This window comes from Gracilibacillus salitolerans, assembly GCF_009650095.1.
In the GTDB taxonomy this organism is placed as follows: domain Bacteria; phylum Bacillota; class Bacilli; order Bacillales; family Amphibacillaceae; genus Gracilibacillus; species Gracilibacillus salitolerans.
In genome coordinates this window covers 1,106,725-1,125,655 of record NZ_CP045915.1, presented here as the reverse complement: position 1 = coordinate 1,125,655, position 18,931 = coordinate 1,106,725, and the positions used below count along the sequence as shown (strand labels likewise).

17 protein-coding genes are annotated in these 18,931 nt (G+C 36.7%); 2 read left to right on the top strand and 15 right to left on the bottom strand.

Annotated features, from left to right (window positions below):
- Nucleotides 1–275 precede the first annotated feature (275 nt).
- The 13 genes from GI584_RS05545 to GI584_RS05485 form a co-directional block, all read right to left on the bottom strand.
- The gene (locus GI584_RS05545; protein ID WP_153790537.1) at nucleotides 276–722 is read right to left on the bottom strand and encodes a GIY-YIG nuclease family protein; all 447 of its coding nucleotides are present in this window, start codon (nucleotides 720–722) and stop codon (nucleotides 276–278) included.
- A 2-nt stretch (nucleotides 723–724) separates the two neighbouring features.
- Nucleotides 725–1,543 (bottom strand): hypothetical protein, encoded by an 819-nt coding sequence (locus GI584_RS05540; protein ID WP_153790536.1) that lies wholly within the window; start codon nucleotides 1,541–1,543, stop codon nucleotides 725–727.
- A 455-nt stretch (nucleotides 1,544–1,998) separates the two neighbouring features.
- The gene (locus tag GI584_RS05535; RefSeq protein WP_153790535.1) at nucleotides 1,999–2,937 is read right to left on the bottom strand and encodes a phosphoglycerate dehydrogenase; all 939 of its coding nucleotides are present in this window, start codon (nucleotides 2,935–2,937) and stop codon (nucleotides 1,999–2,001) included.
- 33 nt (nucleotides 2,938–2,970) lie between these two features.
- Nucleotides 2,971–4,134: an iron-containing alcohol dehydrogenase gene (locus tag GI584_RS05530; RefSeq protein ID WP_153790534.1), complete on the bottom strand. Its 1,164-nt coding sequence runs from the start codon at nucleotides 4,132–4,134 to the stop codon at nucleotides 2,971–2,973.
- A 25-nt stretch (nucleotides 4,135–4,159) separates the two neighbouring features.
- Nucleotides 4,160–5,035, bottom strand: coding sequence for a 4-hydroxy-tetrahydrodipicolinate synthase (gene dapA / locus GI584_RS05525; protein WP_153790533.1), 876 nt, complete (start codon nucleotides 5,033–5,035; stop codon nucleotides 4,160–4,162).
- A 35-nt stretch (nucleotides 5,036–5,070) separates the two neighbouring features.
- Nucleotides 5,071–6,435, bottom strand: a complete 1,365-nt coding sequence (locus GI584_RS05520) for a hypothetical protein (RefSeq protein ID WP_153790532.1) — start codon at nucleotides 6,433–6,435, stop codon at nucleotides 5,071–5,073.
- A gap of 6 nt (nucleotides 6,436–6,441) precedes the next feature.
- Nucleotides 6,442–7,932 carry a tripartite tricarboxylate transporter permease gene (locus GI584_RS05515; RefSeq protein ID WP_228552347.1) on the bottom strand — a complete coding sequence of 497 codons (1,491 nt, stop codon included), beginning with the start codon at nucleotides 7,930–7,932 and terminating at the stop codon, nucleotides 6,442–6,444.
- A 24-nt stretch (nucleotides 7,933–7,956) separates the two neighbouring features.
- The gene (locus GI584_RS05510; protein WP_194842126.1) at nucleotides 7,957–8,469 is read right to left on the bottom strand and encodes a tripartite tricarboxylate transporter TctB family protein; all 513 of its coding nucleotides are present in this window, start codon (nucleotides 8,467–8,469) and stop codon (nucleotides 7,957–7,959) included.
- 83 nt (nucleotides 8,470–8,552) lie between these two features.
- Complete coding sequence (locus GI584_RS05505) at nucleotides 8,553–9,608, bottom strand: tripartite tricarboxylate transporter substrate binding protein (protein WP_153790530.1); 1,056 nt, start codon at nucleotides 9,606–9,608, stop codon at nucleotides 8,553–8,555.
- 108 nt (nucleotides 9,609–9,716) lie between these two features.
- A complete protein-coding gene (gene dapA / locus GI584_RS05500) occupies nucleotides 9,717–10,610 on the bottom strand; it encodes a 4-hydroxy-tetrahydrodipicolinate synthase (protein ID WP_153790529.1) in 894 nt (297 codons plus the stop codon).
- 18 nt (nucleotides 10,611–10,628) lie between these two features.
- The gene (gene pdxA, locus GI584_RS05495; protein WP_153790528.1) at nucleotides 10,629–11,627 is read right to left on the bottom strand and encodes a 4-hydroxythreonine-4-phosphate dehydrogenase PdxA; all 999 of its coding nucleotides are present in this window, start codon (nucleotides 11,625–11,627) and stop codon (nucleotides 10,629–10,631) included.
- The gene (locus tag GI584_RS05490; RefSeq protein WP_153790527.1) at nucleotides 11,606–12,922 is read right to left on the bottom strand and encodes a four-carbon acid sugar kinase family protein; all 1,317 of its coding nucleotides are present in this window, start codon (nucleotides 12,920–12,922) and stop codon (nucleotides 11,606–11,608) included. The genes pdxA and GI584_RS05490 overlap by 22 nt, the downstream gene beginning before the upstream one ends.
- A gap of 285 nt (nucleotides 12,923–13,207) precedes the next feature.
- On the bottom strand, nucleotides 13,208–15,022 hold the full coding sequence (locus GI584_RS05485; RefSeq protein ID WP_153790526.1) for a sigma-54-dependent Fis family transcriptional regulator: 1,815 nt from the start codon (nucleotides 15,020–15,022) through the stop codon (nucleotides 13,208–13,210).
- 822 nt (nucleotides 15,023–15,844) lie between these two features.
- Between GI584_RS05485 and GI584_RS05480 the strand changes: the two genes are divergently transcribed.
- The gene (locus tag GI584_RS05480; protein WP_194842125.1) at nucleotides 15,845–16,024 is read left to right on the top strand and encodes a hypothetical protein; all 180 of its coding nucleotides are present in this window, start codon (nucleotides 15,845–15,847) and stop codon (nucleotides 16,022–16,024) included.
- Nucleotides 16,025–17,133: 1,109 nt separating this feature from the next.
- Here the strand turns inward: GI584_RS05480 and GI584_RS05475 are convergent.
- Entirely contained in the window at nucleotides 17,134–17,361 is a 228-nt protein-coding gene (locus tag GI584_RS05475) for a hypothetical protein (protein WP_153790524.1), read from the bottom strand.
- Nucleotides 17,362–17,821: 460 nt separating this feature from the next.
- Complete coding sequence (locus GI584_RS05470) at nucleotides 17,822–18,271, bottom strand: DUF1569 domain-containing protein (RefSeq protein WP_153790523.1); 450 nt, start codon at nucleotides 18,269–18,271, stop codon at nucleotides 17,822–17,824.
- A gap of 186 nt (nucleotides 18,272–18,457) precedes the next feature.
- Here GI584_RS05470 and GI584_RS23975 point away from each other — a divergent pair, with 186 nt between their 5' ends.
- Nucleotides 18,458–18,919, top strand: a complete 462-nt coding sequence (locus GI584_RS23975; protein ID WP_228552346.1) for an FIMAH domain-containing protein — start codon at nucleotides 18,458–18,460, stop codon at nucleotides 18,917–18,919.
- Nucleotides 18,920–18,931 lie beyond the last annotated feature (12 nt).

Here is an 18,931-nt window from a genome sequence, read left to right as displayed (position 1 = left end):
AAGGAATAGGGATCAGAACAGATGATAGTTCCTACAAATAAGGCTACTATTAATAAGGAATCAGATCCTTTCCGCGGATAATCGGTTAATTATCAATTAGGAGTGCCTGCCCCCCATAGCCCTGGCTTGTTCACACCGATATCATGCAAAAGTTTCGTTTAGGTTAGTGCAAATTACATTATAGTTAAAGGTGAGTGAATGAGAACAAAAGCAGAATGTCGTTTATTTATAATGGAAGGATAGGGTGCTAATTTTCCGAGGTAAAAATAGGGCAATTAATACCCCTTTATCGAATCTTCAATCTCTCTTGGATAGTTTTCTTTTTGAATCCACCTTAGCTCGCTCTCCGTTAAATCAAACCATTCCCCTTTAAATCGTTTATCATGAAAGTAAGAATGGAACAGATTTTCTGTTTTATACGGTTTTTTACTTTTTATAAGGTGAACGATTTCATGGGTATGCGCTGAACCGGTACTTAGCTCTTTTTTGCGTTGTTCTGGATCATCTGCTTTTCCAATTTTAATATGATCCATGCCAGATTCTTTTATAAAATAAACGTAACTCGTATCAAGTTCGTTTGAATCGAAGCGTTGACTTAACGGATCTAAATGATGCCATTCTTTTACCATTGATTGTTTAGTTTCACTTCTTACAAATCTTTTGAATGCTTTATAAACCAAAAAAACAATAATAGTGATACTAGCTAAATACAATATGTCCAAAGCTAACCCTCCGTGAAATACAAATCTTGCGGTGCGTAGACCCTTTTTAATGGGTGAAATCCGCTTCGCTTTTTAAATATAACCATTTGTCGATGCTTTTCAATCGTTCGCTTTGGACACCTTTTTTGTTGGTGATGATTACGTTCGATTACCGCTGACAAAATAGGTTGATGTTTTTCTGCCGAACCAATTACACCATTGATAAATACCGTCTCACATGGTAATACAGCAAACAAATCATTTACTATTTTGTTTAAACAACTATATACATGGTATTGATATAGCTCAAAGCGCTTTGTTTTAGGCATATTATGATAGCGAATTCTTCCCCTTTCTGTGGTTTTTTCAATTTTAGAAGGAATGATGTTTTGTAGCTCATGAAGGTAAACATCACACTCTACTGTTTTTGAATCATGTGCATGCAAACTATACGCCATTGCAACGTCACAATTTTGATGGAAACTCGCATATTGTTTGACACATTCTCTCCAGGAATCCTGTTCACCTTCTAAAATACTTTTAATAAACGGGTATTTTTCTTCCCATTTTTGATAAATTATTTGATCAATTCTTTTTCCCCTATTTTGCTTAAATTGATAGTAAGCTAATAAAAGCTGATTTATTCCAACGATATTTGAAAAAAAGCTTGCTTTGAATTTTTCTTCATTCTGGATCCAATTCTTTTCGTTAGGTCCTGCTTCATGCTTGGAAAAAGGCTCTTGTGCTTGCCTTCTCCAGTCTAGAGAAGAACATTCATGATAGTGAAATGCTTTTAATTCATCCAGTGCCGCCTGCTGCCTGTTTGTTATTTTATATGACATGTTTATATCACCCGTATTAGTATTTGCTAATTATAAAAAAATATGAAATTAACAATCACTTCACTGGTAGGGGATACCCTTCATTCCATTTAACGGAAAACTAGCAGCCAGAATGGGTTTAAAAATGGAGACATTTTTTTGAGGGGTCTGACCCACTGGCCCTAGTTACCTCAACCCAATAATCAACCCCAAATATCTTCAGGTCTAATAAGAAGCTTTCTCCTCATCATACCCATATGATGACATGACTTGGTCAGTATTCTGGATTAATAGAAATGAACCGAAACAACATTCATGTGATATATATAATCAGGGAAGCAGTAACTGTCCCCTTATCCCCACTCTCCAAATTAAAAAAGGAACACAAAGCCTTTACAAACTTTGCATTCCTCCCAATTAAATGTCCATCCATTGCGGACAAATCTATCCATTTGTCTTTCGACAGGGTCTGACCCCTAGTTCACTACGTTTACTTCACCCTCATTTTTCAGGGCTTTTCTTACGTTGTTAGCTGCTGTTTCACTTGTTAGTTGAACAGCCTCGATCGTGTAGGCTGCCATGTGTGGGGTGACTACTAAGTTATCTAGTTTCAATAAATCATAATTAGTTGGGGGTTCTTCATCAAAAACATCCAATCCACACCCTTTGATTCGGTTATTTAACAGTGCATATTTTAATTCTTCTTCATCAATCAAACCACCACGTGCAGTATTTATTAATATGGCACTATCCTTCATCATATCGAACTGTTCTTTTCCAACCATGTGCTTTGTGAATTTATTAAGTGGCACGTGCAATGAAATATAATCCGCCTGTTGGAATAACTCCACTAAAGAGACTCGGTTTATTCCGTTCTCAACTTCTTCTTGTGTCGGTTCGGTAATATCATAGCCTAACACGTCCATTGAAAATCCTTTGGCTCTTTTAGCTACACCCTTCCCAATGGCACCAAGTCCAACAATACCCAACGTCTTTCCCCAAACGGAATTCCCATCATATCTCAGCCATTTTTCTTCTTTCAAATTGCTATTTGCATCAGGAATAGATCTTGCTACACTCAGCATTAATCCAAAAGCAAGGTCTGCTACGGCATCATTATTGGTACCTGGTGTGTTAGAAACAGCAATGCCGCATCGCATAGCAGCATCTAAATCTATGTTGTCAACCCCAACACCATGCTTGGTAATTATCTTTAATTGTTTTCCCGTAGCCATAATTTCCTCATCCATTGTTTCTAATCCTACAATAATAGCATCGGCATCAACAACCTCTTGCAACATGACTTGTCGATCATATGGAATCAGTTTCACAACCTCGTATCCTTCGCTTTGAAGCTCATCATAAATATCTGGATTGAATTTTCCAAAGCTAGGGGATGTCACAATAATTTTCATCTTTAAGTCTCCTCTTCTATGGAATACTTCCTATTAATCTAGTAATTTTCTGTAAATGTTTTCCACATCTTCCACTGACAGCTCTTTAGGATTATTATTTAATAGTCTCGTAACTTTTGATGCAGCTAACGCTAATGGCTGAATGTCTTCATACTTAACACCAAACTCAGCAATGTTTTGCGGAATATTTAGCTGCTTTGTCCAGCTTTCTATTTGTTTAATTAAAAGTTCTGCTGTTTCTTTGACAGATAAAGAACTACCCTGTTCAACCAGCCCAATTTCTTTTGCAATATATGCCATCTTGTCTTCTATTACATCCAGATTCACTCTCGTAACATGTGGGAGCAACATAGAATTTGCTTCACCATGTGATACCTTAAATTTACCACCTAACGGATAAGCAAGCGCATGCACTGCTGCTGTTCCTGCACTTGTTAATGCCATGCCACCATAGGTTGCACCTAAAAGCATTTTTGATCTTGCCTCGATATTATCGCCTTGCTCATAGGATTGCACGATGCTTTGTGTAATTAGCTTCATCGACTCCATCGCGTACATGTTACTAATTGGATTCGCCTTATTTGAAATGTAAGATTCAAACGAATGAGTAAAAGCATCCATCCCAGTTGCTGCCGTTATTCTAGGTGGTACACTCACTGTTAACATCGGATCAAGCACAACTAGATCGGCTAAGAAATGACGACTGACAATACCGATTTTTAATTCTTGCTCTGGAAAAGTTACGATAGAGTTTGGTGTTACTTCTGAACCTGTGCCGGAAGTAGTAGGAATTAATACCATTGGCACACCTTTATTCTTAATCAATTCTGTTCCAATTAAATTCTCCAAAGGCTCGTCATTTGTTTTTAAAACGGACAAAATCTTAACTGCATCAAGTATACTTCCGCCACCCATGCCAATCATCAAATCATAAGATGTTGATTCAATCCGACTATATAATTCATTTAAATGGTAAACAGTTGGTTCCGGTTGAATGTCTGTAATAACATCGTACGTAACCTGTAATTCATCTAATTGCTTTGTAACGATATCTAAATTTTTCTCAAAGTTAGGTAATGTAGCGATTAAAACGTGCTTTATCTCACCAAATGCAAATAAATGTTCATTCAGATTTTCTAAAGAGTGATTTCCAAAGATAATTTTATCTACCGTTTGGAATGCATGTATTTTCTTCATTTGTTTATTCCTCCATGTTAATTTTTTAGTTATATTGTTTTAAGATCGTTCTTAGCTTTTCTGTAACATCTTCTCCTACCTGTTCCACAGGAAAACGTGCCGGTCCGACTGGTTCCCCAAGTAGCTCCATTGCTTTTTTAAAAACAGCTGGAGTACTTGCCATGGTAGAAGCATTTCGAATTGGCCTTAACATTTCTTGCGCCTCGCGCGCTTTGTCAATGTCTCCATTGAGCCAGTTTTGATAAATTGATGAAACTAATGATGGAAACATATTGGATGTTGCTGCAATAGCGCCCGCTCCACCCGCAATCAAATTCCACAATATTAATGAATCTGCTCCAGAATAAACAGCAAAATCATCCTCTGTAGCTTCAATGAATATTAAAATTTGATCAAAATCCCCTGAGCTATCCTTAATCCCTACAATGTTAGGGATTTTACTAAGCTCTGTTACGGTTTCTGGTTTTAGAACATTATTGGTACCCTGCGGCATATGATAAATGAGAATAGGTAAATTAGTAGATGATGCCACAGCTTTGTAATGCGCAATCAACTCCCGCTGACTAATTGTCATCAGATACGGTGTAATCACAGACACTAAATCCACACCAACATCTTCCATTTTTTTCGTCAACCGAATAACATCATCTGTTCGGATTGCCCCCGTTCCGGCACATATGGGAATCCTACCTTTCACCTCATCTACCACTATCTTGGAAAACTGTACTTTTTCCTTATCATCCATATTGAAAAACTCACCATTTGTCCCTAAAATAAAAAGCCCGTTAATTCCATTATCAATCAGGCGATTCACTTGTTTTCTCGTTACTTCCTCATCAATTTTTTGATTTTCATCGAATGGCGTTAACATGGCTGATATAATACCTTTTGGACTTTTCATATGGTTCCCTCCTTCTTTTCAGTAGGTTAACTATCTTAAAAACCTCTTATAAAGTAATTAATGATAACCAATATGATGGAAGCGATAATCACAAAAAGGATCGTAAAACGATAACTTCGCTTCGCAAAATCGTGTGATGACTTAAAAGGTAATAAGCTGTTCGCTAAGATATTTGCTCCACTAAATGAACTGGCAATCATCGCTGACACAAACCCAACCAATAAGACACATGCAAACACGGTAGGACTAATTCCAAGTGCAACGGGATCGATTAGCTCCCCAATAAAAACAACAGTAACAAATTGATGTACGCCCATTACCGACAACAATAAAATAAACAAAATCGTAGCAGGAATGTAAAAGACACCTGAATTAGGAGATTCTCCGCCTTGTAATAGGGAGATTAGCATATGATTCAATTCAACAAGTTCTAGTACATAAATCACTACTCCTGCACTAATAATGACTGAAAATTGATCGAATAAATGTGGTACTTTACGAACGATCTGATTTTTTAAAAACTTCCACCATTTTTTTACCTTGCGAATGGCTAAACTCCAAATCAATGTGACTGGTAAGATGGAGACAATAATAGATTCCATCATACCTATTGAAAATCTACTATTCGATATAAATAGAATCGCAAAGTATAAAACAAATGGAACAAATAAATACACCATAAACTTAGTATCTGTTAGGTTAAAAGATGCTTGTTTTTCAAGATCAGCGCTCTCGGTGTTACTTGGACGTTCTAACCGATAAGATATGTACAAGCCGATCAATGTGATTAGCAAATTAATCAACAATACATAGATAAGACTTGCATTCGTCATGTCAATCGCTACTGCAACTGCAGCTCCAATCGGTGTACAAAGCATCGCAAGGCCGAATGAGCGAACTATTAATACAGCAAATGAAAACTGCTCTTCTTTTTTAATGTCATCCGTACAAAAAATAGAATTACTTATCGGTAGACTCGCAAGATTAATAAAGTTTGCAAGAACAAATGTTGTCGAAATACAGATGATTACCGAATTTATTTTCACTTTGACCATTCGAATGATCCTTTGAATATGAGGTACTTTATCATGAATAGGCATCGATATAAGTGGAATCAAACCAATAAATAACACCAATCGATTCATATTAGAAAATCCCTCGATTACCTCTGACCAACGAATATCCTGCGAGATACAAATGATAATTGTCAACAGAATAAACATAGAGGATAAGCCAAAGTTGAATTTAGATATTCTAATTATCGCCGTTAGAAATAGAAGAATCGATAACACATTCAATACCATTTCTACTAGCAACGATGGAAAAAACAATTCTATTTGAAAGAATATAAAAACAATAACAAACAAAGCAGCTCTTAAACCATGTATGATATTATCCACGTTCTATTAAGCCTCTTTCTGCTTTGACTTCCTCTTCGTACGAAGAATCAAGAATACCGTAACAACCGTTAGGATGAAAAACAGTGCCGCAATTGGACGAGTAAAAAATGGTGTAAGATCTCCGCCACTTTGTATTAACCCATTACGGATATACTGTTCAAAAGAGAAACCTAATAACAAGGTAATTACTAATGGTAAACTAGAAAAGTTGTATTTATGCATGAAGTAGCCGATGATTCCAAAGATAGTCATAATCCAAACATCTTCAATTCTGTTACCAATTGTGAATGTTCCAGCAATACACATCGCTACTACCATTGGTAATAAGTAAACCTTTTTAATTGATAGTAATATTGGGAAGATTCTTGCTCCGATTGTTATCATAAACAAGTACATGATCACAACAGCTAGGAAAAACGATGCAAATAATCCAGCAACAAAATCAGGTTGACTTGTAAATAACAACGGACCTGGTTGGAGACCATGCATTTGCAATCCACCAAGCACCAATGCCGTGACACTATCCCCAGGGATACCTAAAGCTAGTAATGGGATAAGCGCACCACCGATGACAGCGTTGTTAGCTGTTTCCGAGGCAACCACACCTTGAATATTTCCTTCTCCAAAGGTCTCTGGTTTTTTGCTCGCTTTTTTTGCTTGGTCATAGGCTACATAGGTAGCTAAAGATGAACCTATCCCTGGTAAAATACCAATTGCTGTACCTAGCAAACCGGACCTTAAAAAGTTTGGACCACTTTCTTTGATTTCCTTTAATTTTGGAAAAGAGCCCTTCGTTTTTGTCTTCGGTATGATTGGTTGTGTTTGATCCGATTCAAGCTCTTCAAACACTCTAGATATAACAAAAAGGCCAATTAATGCCGGGATGGCAGGAATACCATTTCTTAGGAAGTCAATTCCTAGTGGATTTCGTTCTACTGCATTAATTGGATCAAATCCCCAAGATGCTAATACTAATCCAAAAATAGTCACTAATATACTTTTAAAGAAATCACCGGTAAGTCCAGCGACAGTAACAAATGCAAAAAGCATCACCATCGTGTACTCAAAAGGTGTAAATGATAAGGCAATCTTAGCTAACTGTGGTGCTACTAAGATAAGAAATACTAATGAAATACAGCTTCCAATCAGATTCGACAAGGCCCCCATGCTAAGCGCCTTTGCACCTAATCCTTTTTTCGCCATTGGATAACCATCAAAAACAGTCGTTACGGAAGAAGGTGTACCCGGCATCCCAATTAAAATAGCAGCAACAACTCCACCGGAAATCCCCCCGATATAAGCCGCAACAAGCGTGGAAAGCCCTGATACCGCATCCATACCATAGGTGAAAGGGAGTAAAATAACAACAGCAAGTGTTGCAGTTAAGCCTGGTATAGCACCAAATACTACTCCTAAAATAACCCCAAGAGCAACGAATAAAATTGTTGTACTGAACATTATTCCGATCATACTATCAAAAAAACTTGCAATATCCACTACATAACCCCCCTTGCCAAATAATTAGAATAGCAATGTGTTATCCGGAAAGTACACGTTAATGAATTGGAATAGGATAAAAAATGTTCCGTTTAAAGCTAGACTAAAAATAAGGGATCTGATCCATAAGTTTCTTTTCCAATTAAACATCATCCATGTCATCGCAAACACAAATACAAAAGATGAAACATAAAATCCGATATGTGTAAATCCAATAATAAATAAAAGTATTAAACCAATCGTAATGTATATATTTTTATTTACTGGCTTATTAGATTTGTTTTCAGCAGATTCAACTACTTGTTCTGTTTCCTGCACAGTCTTCTTGACTTTGTCAGCTTTTTTGTTACGTTCCCAAAGCAGTGTCCTTACAATCGAAATTGCAGACAATATAAGTAGTAGACCAACAAGAATTAGTACATAATTTCGTTGATTCAACACATCGCCAGAAAAACCTCCTGCTTTAATACGAAAAGCCGTCACAAGAAAGATGATTCCAGAAATGAACATGATTATTTCGATAGCAATCTTTTTCATCGTCATCCATCCTTAAATAAAGTGAATGAGTGTAATAGGTTAAGGTGAACCCTATTACACTATCAATCTATCCTTTACTATTGTTATTCAGAAACATTAATGTTATCTGCTAGATCTTCAAAGATACCTTGCGTTTTCTCGTTATTCTCAATAAATTCTTCTGTGCTAAGGAACTCAGCTTGAGCACCATTATTACTTGTGAAGGTTTGGAATTCTTCTGCTTCTACTACTTGATTTAATGTACTCTCTAGTTTTTCTATTACTTCTGCTGGTGTATCTTTAGGCGCATATAAGCCATATCGTACAGCTACACCTGTGTCAATGCCAAGATCTTTAAATGAAATGGCACTTTCAATATTTGGATCCCAGTGCTTTTCATAGCTAGTAGTAACTAGAGGTATTACATCACCTGATTTTACATATTCAATGGAATCCGGGGTTGATGCCATACGTAGATCTACCTGACCACCCATGTGCGCGGCAATTAAGTCAGCACCACTTTGGAAAGGAATTACTTCAAATACACCTTCATTTCCAGACTTTTGCATCATTGTTTCAAAAGCTAAGTGTGTGGTAGAGCCAACTGCAGGTACCCCTACGGAAATAGAACCTGGGTTTTCTTTTGCCGCTTGAAGGTAGTCATCAAATGTTTGGTATTCTGCATCCGCATGCCCTACCAATACGTTTGGTGTATAAGCTACTTGTGCAATTAAATCATAGTCTTCATAAGAGATATCAATTTGCCCTACTGCATTCATTGCATTTAATGTTGTGTGGTGCAATAACAATGTGTGACCATCTGGCTTAGCTTCTAGCACTTCTTCCAAACCAATACGTGTATTCGCACCCGGCAAGTTAGTTACTTGAATATTTTCAGAAAATAATCCTTCATCCTTTATTATCTTACCGATCGTTCTGGCTGTTGAGTCACTCGAGCCACCTGGATCATAAGGTACAACAATTCGAACATCCTGTGTCGGATAATCAACAGAACCTTCTTCCGATGATTCATTGTTTGATGATGTGTCACTATTTGATGTATCATCCCCACTTGCTTGCTCCCCACTTGATGAACAACCAGTAATAATTCCCACGAACAACAACATAACTACCAGCAAGAAAGCTAACTTAATTTTCATCAAATCTCTCCCCTTTGTTTAAAATAATTATAATAATAAGAAAACTCAAATCATATATAGCGCTTTCAATTAAAGCACTCCCCTCTACTTAAGGGGTAAACTAAAAAACTACTTGATGTCCCCATTTTTCTCATAGAAGCTAATTATATCTATTATTTCTGCTTCTACTTGTGCAGAAACAGATGTTACTGGTAACCTTGGTGCTCCAACTGGAACGCCACTTTGATTTAACGCTTCCTTTAGTACAGATGGAAGTGTTCCTTTTTTGAAGACAAAACGGATTGGACCTAACTTTAGCTGCTCTTGTGCTGCTCCAGTATAATCTTTTTCCTTCCATTTTTCATAGATAGAAACCACTGTCTTTGGTAACAGGTTAGCCGTTGCAGCTATCGCTCCGCTACCACCTGCCATTAGCGTGGAAAGAATCAGTGAGTCTGTTCCAACTAGTACAGAGAATTTATTATCAACAGCATCCATATACTGTAGCACGTTATCAAAGCTACCGCTACTATCTTTAATTGCAACAATACGGTCAACATTTGATAGAACAGCAACTGTTTCCGGGGTTAGGGCATTCTGGGTTAAACCAGGAATGTTATACAAAATAATTGGTAGATTTGTTTCATTTGCTATATTTTTATAGTGCGTGATTAATTCATCCTGTGAGTGCTTTACAAAATATGGTGTGATAACTGATACTGCACTTACACCGATTTCTTCCATCTGATTGGTTAGTTCGATGGTTTCCCTTGTACTATTACACCCCGTACCCACATATACCGGAACTCTTCCTTGCGCTTGATCGACTGCAACTTTAGCAATTTGCAGCTTTTCAGTAGCACTAAGAGAGAAAAACTCTCCATTACTTCCTAAGCTAAAAATCCCATGACAGCCTCCATCAATTACATTATCAATCAAGGTTCGTAATGCACCTTCATCAACTGCCCCCTTTTCATCAAAAGGAGTAACTAAAGCTGGTATAATTCCTTCTGGTTTAAACATGTATTCACCTCTACTTCTCTATTTTTTTACTGGTGCTAAATCAACAGCTGCTTTTAATGCTTCTAACAAGGATCGCTCATCGGCTATATTTTTACCTGCAATATCAAAAGCAGTTCCGTGATCAACCGATGTTCGAATGACTCCGTTTCTTAGGCCTACAGTAATGTTGACCCCATCTTCCACACCCATTACTTTAATCGGAGCATGACCTTGATCATGATAACAAGCTACTACTATATCAAAATCTCCTCGCCCCGCACGGTAAAATAATGTATCTGCTGGATAAGGACCCGTTACATCAATACCTTCTGCCCTTGCCTGATCGATTCCGGGTTGAAGCTTAATCTCTTCCTCTCTATTTCCGAACAAACCATTTTCACCAGCATGGGGGTTTATACCGCAAACGGCAATTTTTACTTCCGGGTTACCTGCTCTAGCAAACGTATCATATGCTAGTTTAATAACTTTATAGGTTCTTTCCGGATTAATTTTGTCAATGGCTTCCAACAATCCAACATGTGTTGTTAAATGTATTACCTTCAACTTAGGTGTGGAGAGCATCATCGAGAAATCCTCGGTATTTGTGAGATCTGCTAAGATTTCAGTATGACCAGGGTACAGATGACCTCCCTTATGCAAGGCTTCTTTGTTTAGGGGTGCTGTACATATCGCATCGATCTCTTTCTCAAGCGCGAGTTGAACCGCCTTCACAATAAAACAAAAAGCGGAATGACCAGATTCTGCTGATACTTTTCCATAAGCTAAATCTTGTGGCAATAAATCTATGTCAATACAATCAACTGTACCAGACTCGTATAGACCTTGACTTGGCTTTTCAATAACATTAAATTGGACCAATGAACCTATATGAGCAGCCTCTCTTTTTAATATCTTCACATCTCCTATCACTAAGGGTTTTGCTCGTTTATATACATCCTGTTGCTGCAGCGATTTAACGATGATTTCAGGGCCAATACCCGCTGCATCCCCCATCGTTATTCCAATGATTGGGCGCAAGATACTTCCCCCCCTTTCAAATAATTAATAGCATCCTTTAAAACCATTCTACTTCCAAATCCACCAGCTTTCGTGATCGTTAGAATATCTCTATTTTTCCAGTGTAGAAACCCTACAGGTATCCCCTCCTCAATGTCATCGACCAAGTTCAACTCCGATACACCTAAAGAAACACAAACTTGCCTTGCCGTATCGCCACCAGTAAGTACAAGGCCATACACTTCTTGTTTTTCCATTATTTCATTCGTAATTTGACCTAAGACTTGAGAGATTCTGTCACTTACCATTGTTGGTGTTAATTGAAGTTCAACGCCTTTTCTCACTGCCTCCTCTATCTCAGCCTTATCTCCAGCTGAGTAAATAACAACGCTTTTATAATCTTTAGTAGCAAGCCGAGTTTCTTCTATAACCCGTTTCACTTCAGCCCCACAATCTAGATCATTACCAACTATTAAATGTGATTGTAATCGAATGCATTTATTAGATTCATCTGCCCTTAAAACATCTAACTGTTCTCTTGTTCTTTTGTTAACGCTACCAATTACTGTTAAAATAGTTGCATCTTTGTACTGGATATGCAACTTTTCATTTTGTTTTAATGGATGGTAATTCATTTTTAGCGCGTGGGCTAAACCCGCACTCCCTGACCACACTACCTTAAATCTTGACTGATTGATGTATGTCACAATCTCATCTAAATCGCTTTGCTGATCAGAATCGAATAAAATGTATGGAATATTTTGCTCTTTCATCTCGTTTAAAAGGTTAAGTACGTGTGTTTTACCTCTAACTAAGTTCTCTTTAGTAATTATTCCAACTTCATGGTTTGAGCCTTTCCTTAGGATGTCAGGAACATAGGATGTATGAATAGGAGTCTTGGGGTCATTTGCAAATTCCGTCTGATGAATAGCTCTTTCCTTTACAAACAAATGTCCATTTCGCACTACTCGTTTATTGTTCGGATAGGCTGGTGCAATAATAATAAAATCTGGTGCGTAAACATGATAAACTGCATCAAGCTCGGAACCTATATTCCCTCTAAGTGTTGAATCTATTTTTTTATACACTAAATTAAAATGATATTTGCTCAAATACTCAGAGGCGGCTTTCACTCTAAGGTAAGCTTCATTACCTGAAACCGATCTGCTATCAGTGTCCATTACGACAACATCAAGATCTGGTAGTATTTGACCATTGGGTTGAATAAGTACTGATGTTTTCAATCCATTTCTAGCAAACTGAACACCTGTGTCATTCGCCCCTGTTAAGTCATCTGCTATCACTGCTATTTTCATATGTCACCTCCAACATTGGTACATTTTGTTCTAGAACTAATCGAGTTTGCAACTCGAGACCTTGATAGAACGAGATGAATGCAAAACTCTTTCTATTCCCGCTCTTTCGTCGTTTCATTTTTAAACACTTATTAAATAAATCAACTAATAATTTATTTATACATAAAATTTAAACAATTATCCCTAAAATGTCAACGGTTTCATAAAAGTTTATTAAAATATTTTTAAATATGTTGCATTTTTAAACAAAAAAGCACCAATTACGGCGCTTTTTTTACTTACCTATTAATTTTTTAATTTTCTCCATAACGTTGCTCGATTCATACCTAAGTGTTCCGCAGTCTTAGATTTATTCTTCTGCATCCTTTCCAAGACAATATGGATGACATCACTTTCTATCTCCTCTAAAGTCTGGTCAATATTAATGGAAACATAGCTGTCGTTATCTATATGCCCTTTGCTATCCAACTTCTTGTCTAGTTCTAGCAACACCAGATCATCTTCATCAACATATGCACCATCTGCATGCATAATTAACTTTTCTATGACACTAGCCATTTCCGTAAAGTTACCTTCCCAATGATGCGACCTAAGCTTTTCTAATGCTTTTATACGGAGTCCAACAACTTGTTTTCCATATTTCTGATTGTAATTAATTATTAAATTATGAATATACTCGTCTATTTCATTCAGATTTTCTCTGACAGGATGAAAATATATCGGATTTATTTCCATAAGTTTCCAGGTTTGATTCTCTAATTTGAACGAATTTTCCAAGAAATAGGACGGATGTGCTTCCAATACAAAAGCAAACGTCGCATTTATTTTTTCTATGTTATTATAAAGTTTTGCCTGTTGCGTAGGGGTTGTGTTTTCTATTCCTTTTAGCAGAATAACAGAATTTGCATTTGCTTTTTGCTTAAGGATCGTCAACAACTGCTCAAGTGTATGCTGACTCACACTCTTTATTTCAACATGCATGATGCTCTCTTTTGTCCCTAGCACTGAATTAGCTAGTAATTCTATAAATAAACTTTTCCCAGTTCCCTTTTCCCCTACCAGGACAATCGGCTTTTTGTTTTTAATTTGCTCAAGTGCTATTTCTTTTGCCTGCGTAATCTGCTTTTCTGACAAAACCATTTGTGGTAAGAGGTCGCTCGTCTTCTGAGGATAAACTATATCCACCTCGTTAGGTCGGTGTGCTCGTACTTCCCTCTCTTTAATTAATTCAAAAATGAATAAGTCTTCCTGTGATTCTTGCTTTTCAATTGGCAGACATAGTACCTCATAACGTTCTTGTCGATTTATTTCTAATTGGTGTTTAATCTCTGTTCCATTTAATCCTGATACCCATTGTAAATATGGAAAACGATGAAATAATGAAATATCTTCGAGGGTGTCCTCACCAACGCCAACAATATCTCTAAAGGTGTTGTTTGTATATTTAATTAGCCCTTGCTCATCTACAATCGCAATGCCATCTTTTATCACACTTAATGTTTGTTCATATAGGTTAGTCTTAGCTTTAAACTGCTGTGTTAATTGATGCATCTGTCGAACTGAATGAAAAGCTTCCATCACAGATTCCTTACCCGACGTGATCAAAACCCCTTGGAGGCCTAATTGATTAGCAAGACGAACTGTAATGGTGTCACCAACGACCACCTTTACTCCCTTTGCTTTTGTCTCTTCAAGTGCTCGTTGTACATCATTCTGTTTATGGATTACATGATAAGAAATATCAATGTCGATTAAACTAGACACAGACTCAAAGCTTTGTATAACATTCGGAAAGCCTACCATTGCAATACTAGATTGATATCCTTTAAGCAGTGTCAAAATCCGTAAAACATCATACCCTGAGACATGAATATCGACCACTGGTATAGTTGTATTTCTTCTTATTAAATTCGCTGTTCCACCTCTACTAATAATAAAATCAAACATTCCCTGCGCACTTTTTTGTAAAAAGGATATGCTTTCTTCCAAATCTCCTTGTTCAATGGTTAGTGAAATATCTTTTAATTGTGGCTTAAGAGTATTTAACAATTCAACTAATCCATGATATGGGGCTACCACTAGGACGTTAATCTTTTTCATACCATCACCCACCGTTGCAATTTTATACAATACCTTAGTAGGATTATATATTAAATCGATAAAAGGAGCAATACGAACAGCTAATCTTCAGGTGTCACGGGGATAGGTCCGTCGAACTTGGAAACAGGAGATAGTCTAGAAAAAAAGACTTATTGTTTAAGTTTCTGTTTTAACAGTTTCTTTAGATAAGTGTGTTACCTGTTTTTTTATAAACTCTAATTTTTTTAATCTATCTCCTACAGGAGAAGAGATTATAATAAATAAGTATGGTTTAATACATATTAACGCCTATTAATCATTCCACTTCTGAAGTTTTTATAAAAGACTTGGTGTTACAAATAGATATTTTGTGAGCAGGTAAATCATATTTCGCTAGTATCAATAAAGCTGCTGTTTCTTGTAATAATTGATATCCTAAAAATGGTCAGTTGTTTTATTTTTCAACCAATGATTCGTTTAGTTGTGAGATGCGGGTTGCCTCTGAATAAAAATATATCCAGACGCTTATCTTAAAGACTATTTGAATGAGAAGAGAATTATAATTGGAATTTGAGCAACACGGGATAGAGGAAGGAGTCACCAAACAACCGTGACTCCCTCCCCCAATACCAGTCCACCCATTAAAGACAAATAAACCCATTTGTCCATATGCGGTGCCTGATACCACTATCTTTCGCAAGAGCTATAAATATCTCAATTGAATAACTTGACTTAGAAGTCTTACTTACAAATGGTGCCTGTCACTACCCGAAATATGTCGAAATTGACAAAATTCGGGTAGTGACAGGCACCAGAAGTTAAAAGAAGAAGATGAGGTATAAAATGATGAATAGAAAGAGAGAACCTATTATGCCAAGTATTCATTACGGTACAACTACCATTCAGTACTGCCATTATAAACAAACGAGAAAAGACGTTAAAATATCGATCGACCTTCTAAATGGTGTAGAAGTATTCACACTAGAAAACCTTAATGAATCAAAATTAATTCCAACCTGCTGATTCTGTATCAATCAAAACATTTTCTAATATCAAGCTTGATAACGGATCGGTGCTTCCGTTCCCCACATTTACTTAGAGGGAAGTGACAGGTAACAGGCAGCCAATATTTTAATGTCCTCCACCTGCTGACATTTGTTTTTTGAGGGACCCATCGACCCCGAATTTGAAAGAACTCATCTACTGAAATTGAGTGTTTAAGATATTTTTGCATTTCAGTACTCCCTCCAAAATTGTTAGCTTTATTATACCATGCTATACACGAGGGATAAATTTGATGATCATTTGCCCTCCCAATTATTTCTTAATTTTTTTGTCCTCCATATGTAGACATTTGTTTTTTTGAAGGGTCTGAGAGCCTCTTGGTGTAGGGGTAAGGTGTTGATAAACTTACCTATTTCAGAACTTAAAAAAGCTGTTAACCAAACAGATTATATAGGACAATAAACACCAGAGGATTTCAGTTATATTTTAGAAGAGCTAGAGAAGCTCCATGGCGCATAATTATTATGTGCTTTTTTTATTGTATTAGGGCCGGTGGGTTATCTAAACAGGATTTTCTCCAATTGTGTATTGGTATTTTGTAATGATCATGTGCTTTAAATGGGGTGTTTCGCTCTTTACTGGTAGTAGATACTATTAGTTTCACACCGTCTTGATCTTCACCAATAATAATTACAGGTCTATTTTATACTTTTGAAGGATCTTCTTCGAAAGCAACATTTAAATAAGAGTTGTTTCCTAAATCAAACAAAGGTATTTATTCTTCATCTACAATGTAACGGTGATTCGGTTGTCTTTTATCAAACAATAACTTCCCATATTTTACTTTAGGTTTCACTGAAAATTGTTTTAATTTTTTTGAGGATAATGATAAATCTCTATAACTATCTTTATTAGCTATTGTACAGTTGTGGGGCTTGATCGCTTATTGGATCGACATGCCATTCCACGCCATTTCGCTTTTTTCTTTCTAAACGCACAGGATATAAAAACAATGGCCTCTGACATATGTACCATCTGACATGGCCCTTCCATCATCGGTTAGCACAGATAAAGATCATAAAGTCCTGTTTCCTCTTCAATAGAACGAATGTTACGGAAAAGCGTCGTTAATTTTCGTGAGAGCGACATACTTGATTATCCGCTTTCTCTTTCGTAAAGAGCGTTGATTTGTTATCCGTAAGTGCTTTCAATATTTCCATCGGATCTTTCTCTACTTTAGTTAGCTCACTTAGATCAAATGTCCATTTATTATACAATTTCAGCAAACGTATTGAACGATTACTTCTGCTTATATCATTTAACCGGTCACTTAATACTTGTAATTTATCCTTCATTATTTACCACCCATTTTTTAACACGTAAGATGGTGCAATTATACTATATTAGATGAGGAGAATAAAGGTGTTGGTTCGATATGACTAATAGTTAAGTATTCAACACGAGTCTACAAAAATATTAAAAGATCGCCACGATGGACGACCTTCTTGTTAATCTCTTTCACCAGTTTGTTGAAGAAGACTGTTGCTTTAATTATTCTGCCTAAAACTAACTGGTGTAAGTTTTTTAATTTGTCTTTCATTTAAGGTGAGTGTATTCCCTTCAATGGCACTCGTATAGTATGTCCATTCAAGAAACAATTACTCTTGCAAACTTTTTAAAGTATATGATAGTAATGGACGTGAAGCATCCAAACTTACTTTCTTCTCATTTATCTTTTCAAACATACTCAAACACCTCGCCTGTCCCTTTCTTTACTTTCACTCTGGATATCTTTTATTTATGTTTCCAGATTAACTAAACACCAAACTGTTTTAAATGATGATCAAGGTGCTTATAAATTCCTTTTCCCCATTGATCGGAAGTGAGTTTTCCAAAAAAAGGATGTGGATGAGTTGTACACTTCTGTGCACCATTATTTTGGAAAGTTATAATTTTTTGTTTAAGTTTTTCCTTTTCTATTTCAAATTCTTTTTCATCTACAATCAAAATGGTGGGGATTGTGGACATACTTTGGGGGAATGGCTTGTCGTTATAAAAAATTGGTTTCACAAACTTCCCTATCAATATCCCTAACCAACCTCTCTCAGGAAAAGCATTTCCCATTGCAATGTCTTGAAAAGATGAGCAATGTGCTAGCATTTGGGCAACATCCATTTCACCCCATTGCGGTTTTGAATTTGGGCTTAATTTGTCAATACGGTTTAAAGTTTCCTCTGTGTGCAATTGATTAAAAATATCCTTCATTTGGTCAAAACTCCCTTCACAAATCTATCTCTACATAACCATGAATAGTAATTTTTTCACACAATCTCATAACAATCTTATCTTTTTGCGCATACACATAAGAATGACTTCGCTGGTAATACTTGGACAAACTATTTCTCAACAGGCGCTGGCGCTGGCGCCAGCGGCTTATATTCAGAAGCCAACGTGACGGTTCTGGAAACCAACCAGGCCTTTAATTTCCCATACTACGGCTTTGACTGGACGCCGCACGAAACCGAAGCCCAAGTGTTCAGTAACCTTATCAGCCAATCAAACGCCAGCTTCAGGTATGGCGCAGGCCATGAAGAGTACGCAGATAAAAACATCTTTGATTGGATGTTCGCGCAGTTCAGGGCCGAAAACAGGATTGACGACCTTAAAGAGATTGTTGCAGACCTTGATATTGTTGGTGGCAACAGGAATGCTCAGATGGTAAAACTAAATCAGGCAGAAAGATTTCTGTTGGATACGAAACATGACGAACAAGCCATCAATATGCTAAACGCCTTTATCAGCCAGATCAATGCATTTGTCAATTCAGACACACTGACTGAGGAGCAGGCAATAGAGATGATTTTCGCAGCAGAAGAGACGATCAGATATATAAATTATATAAATAATTTATGATAGACATACAGG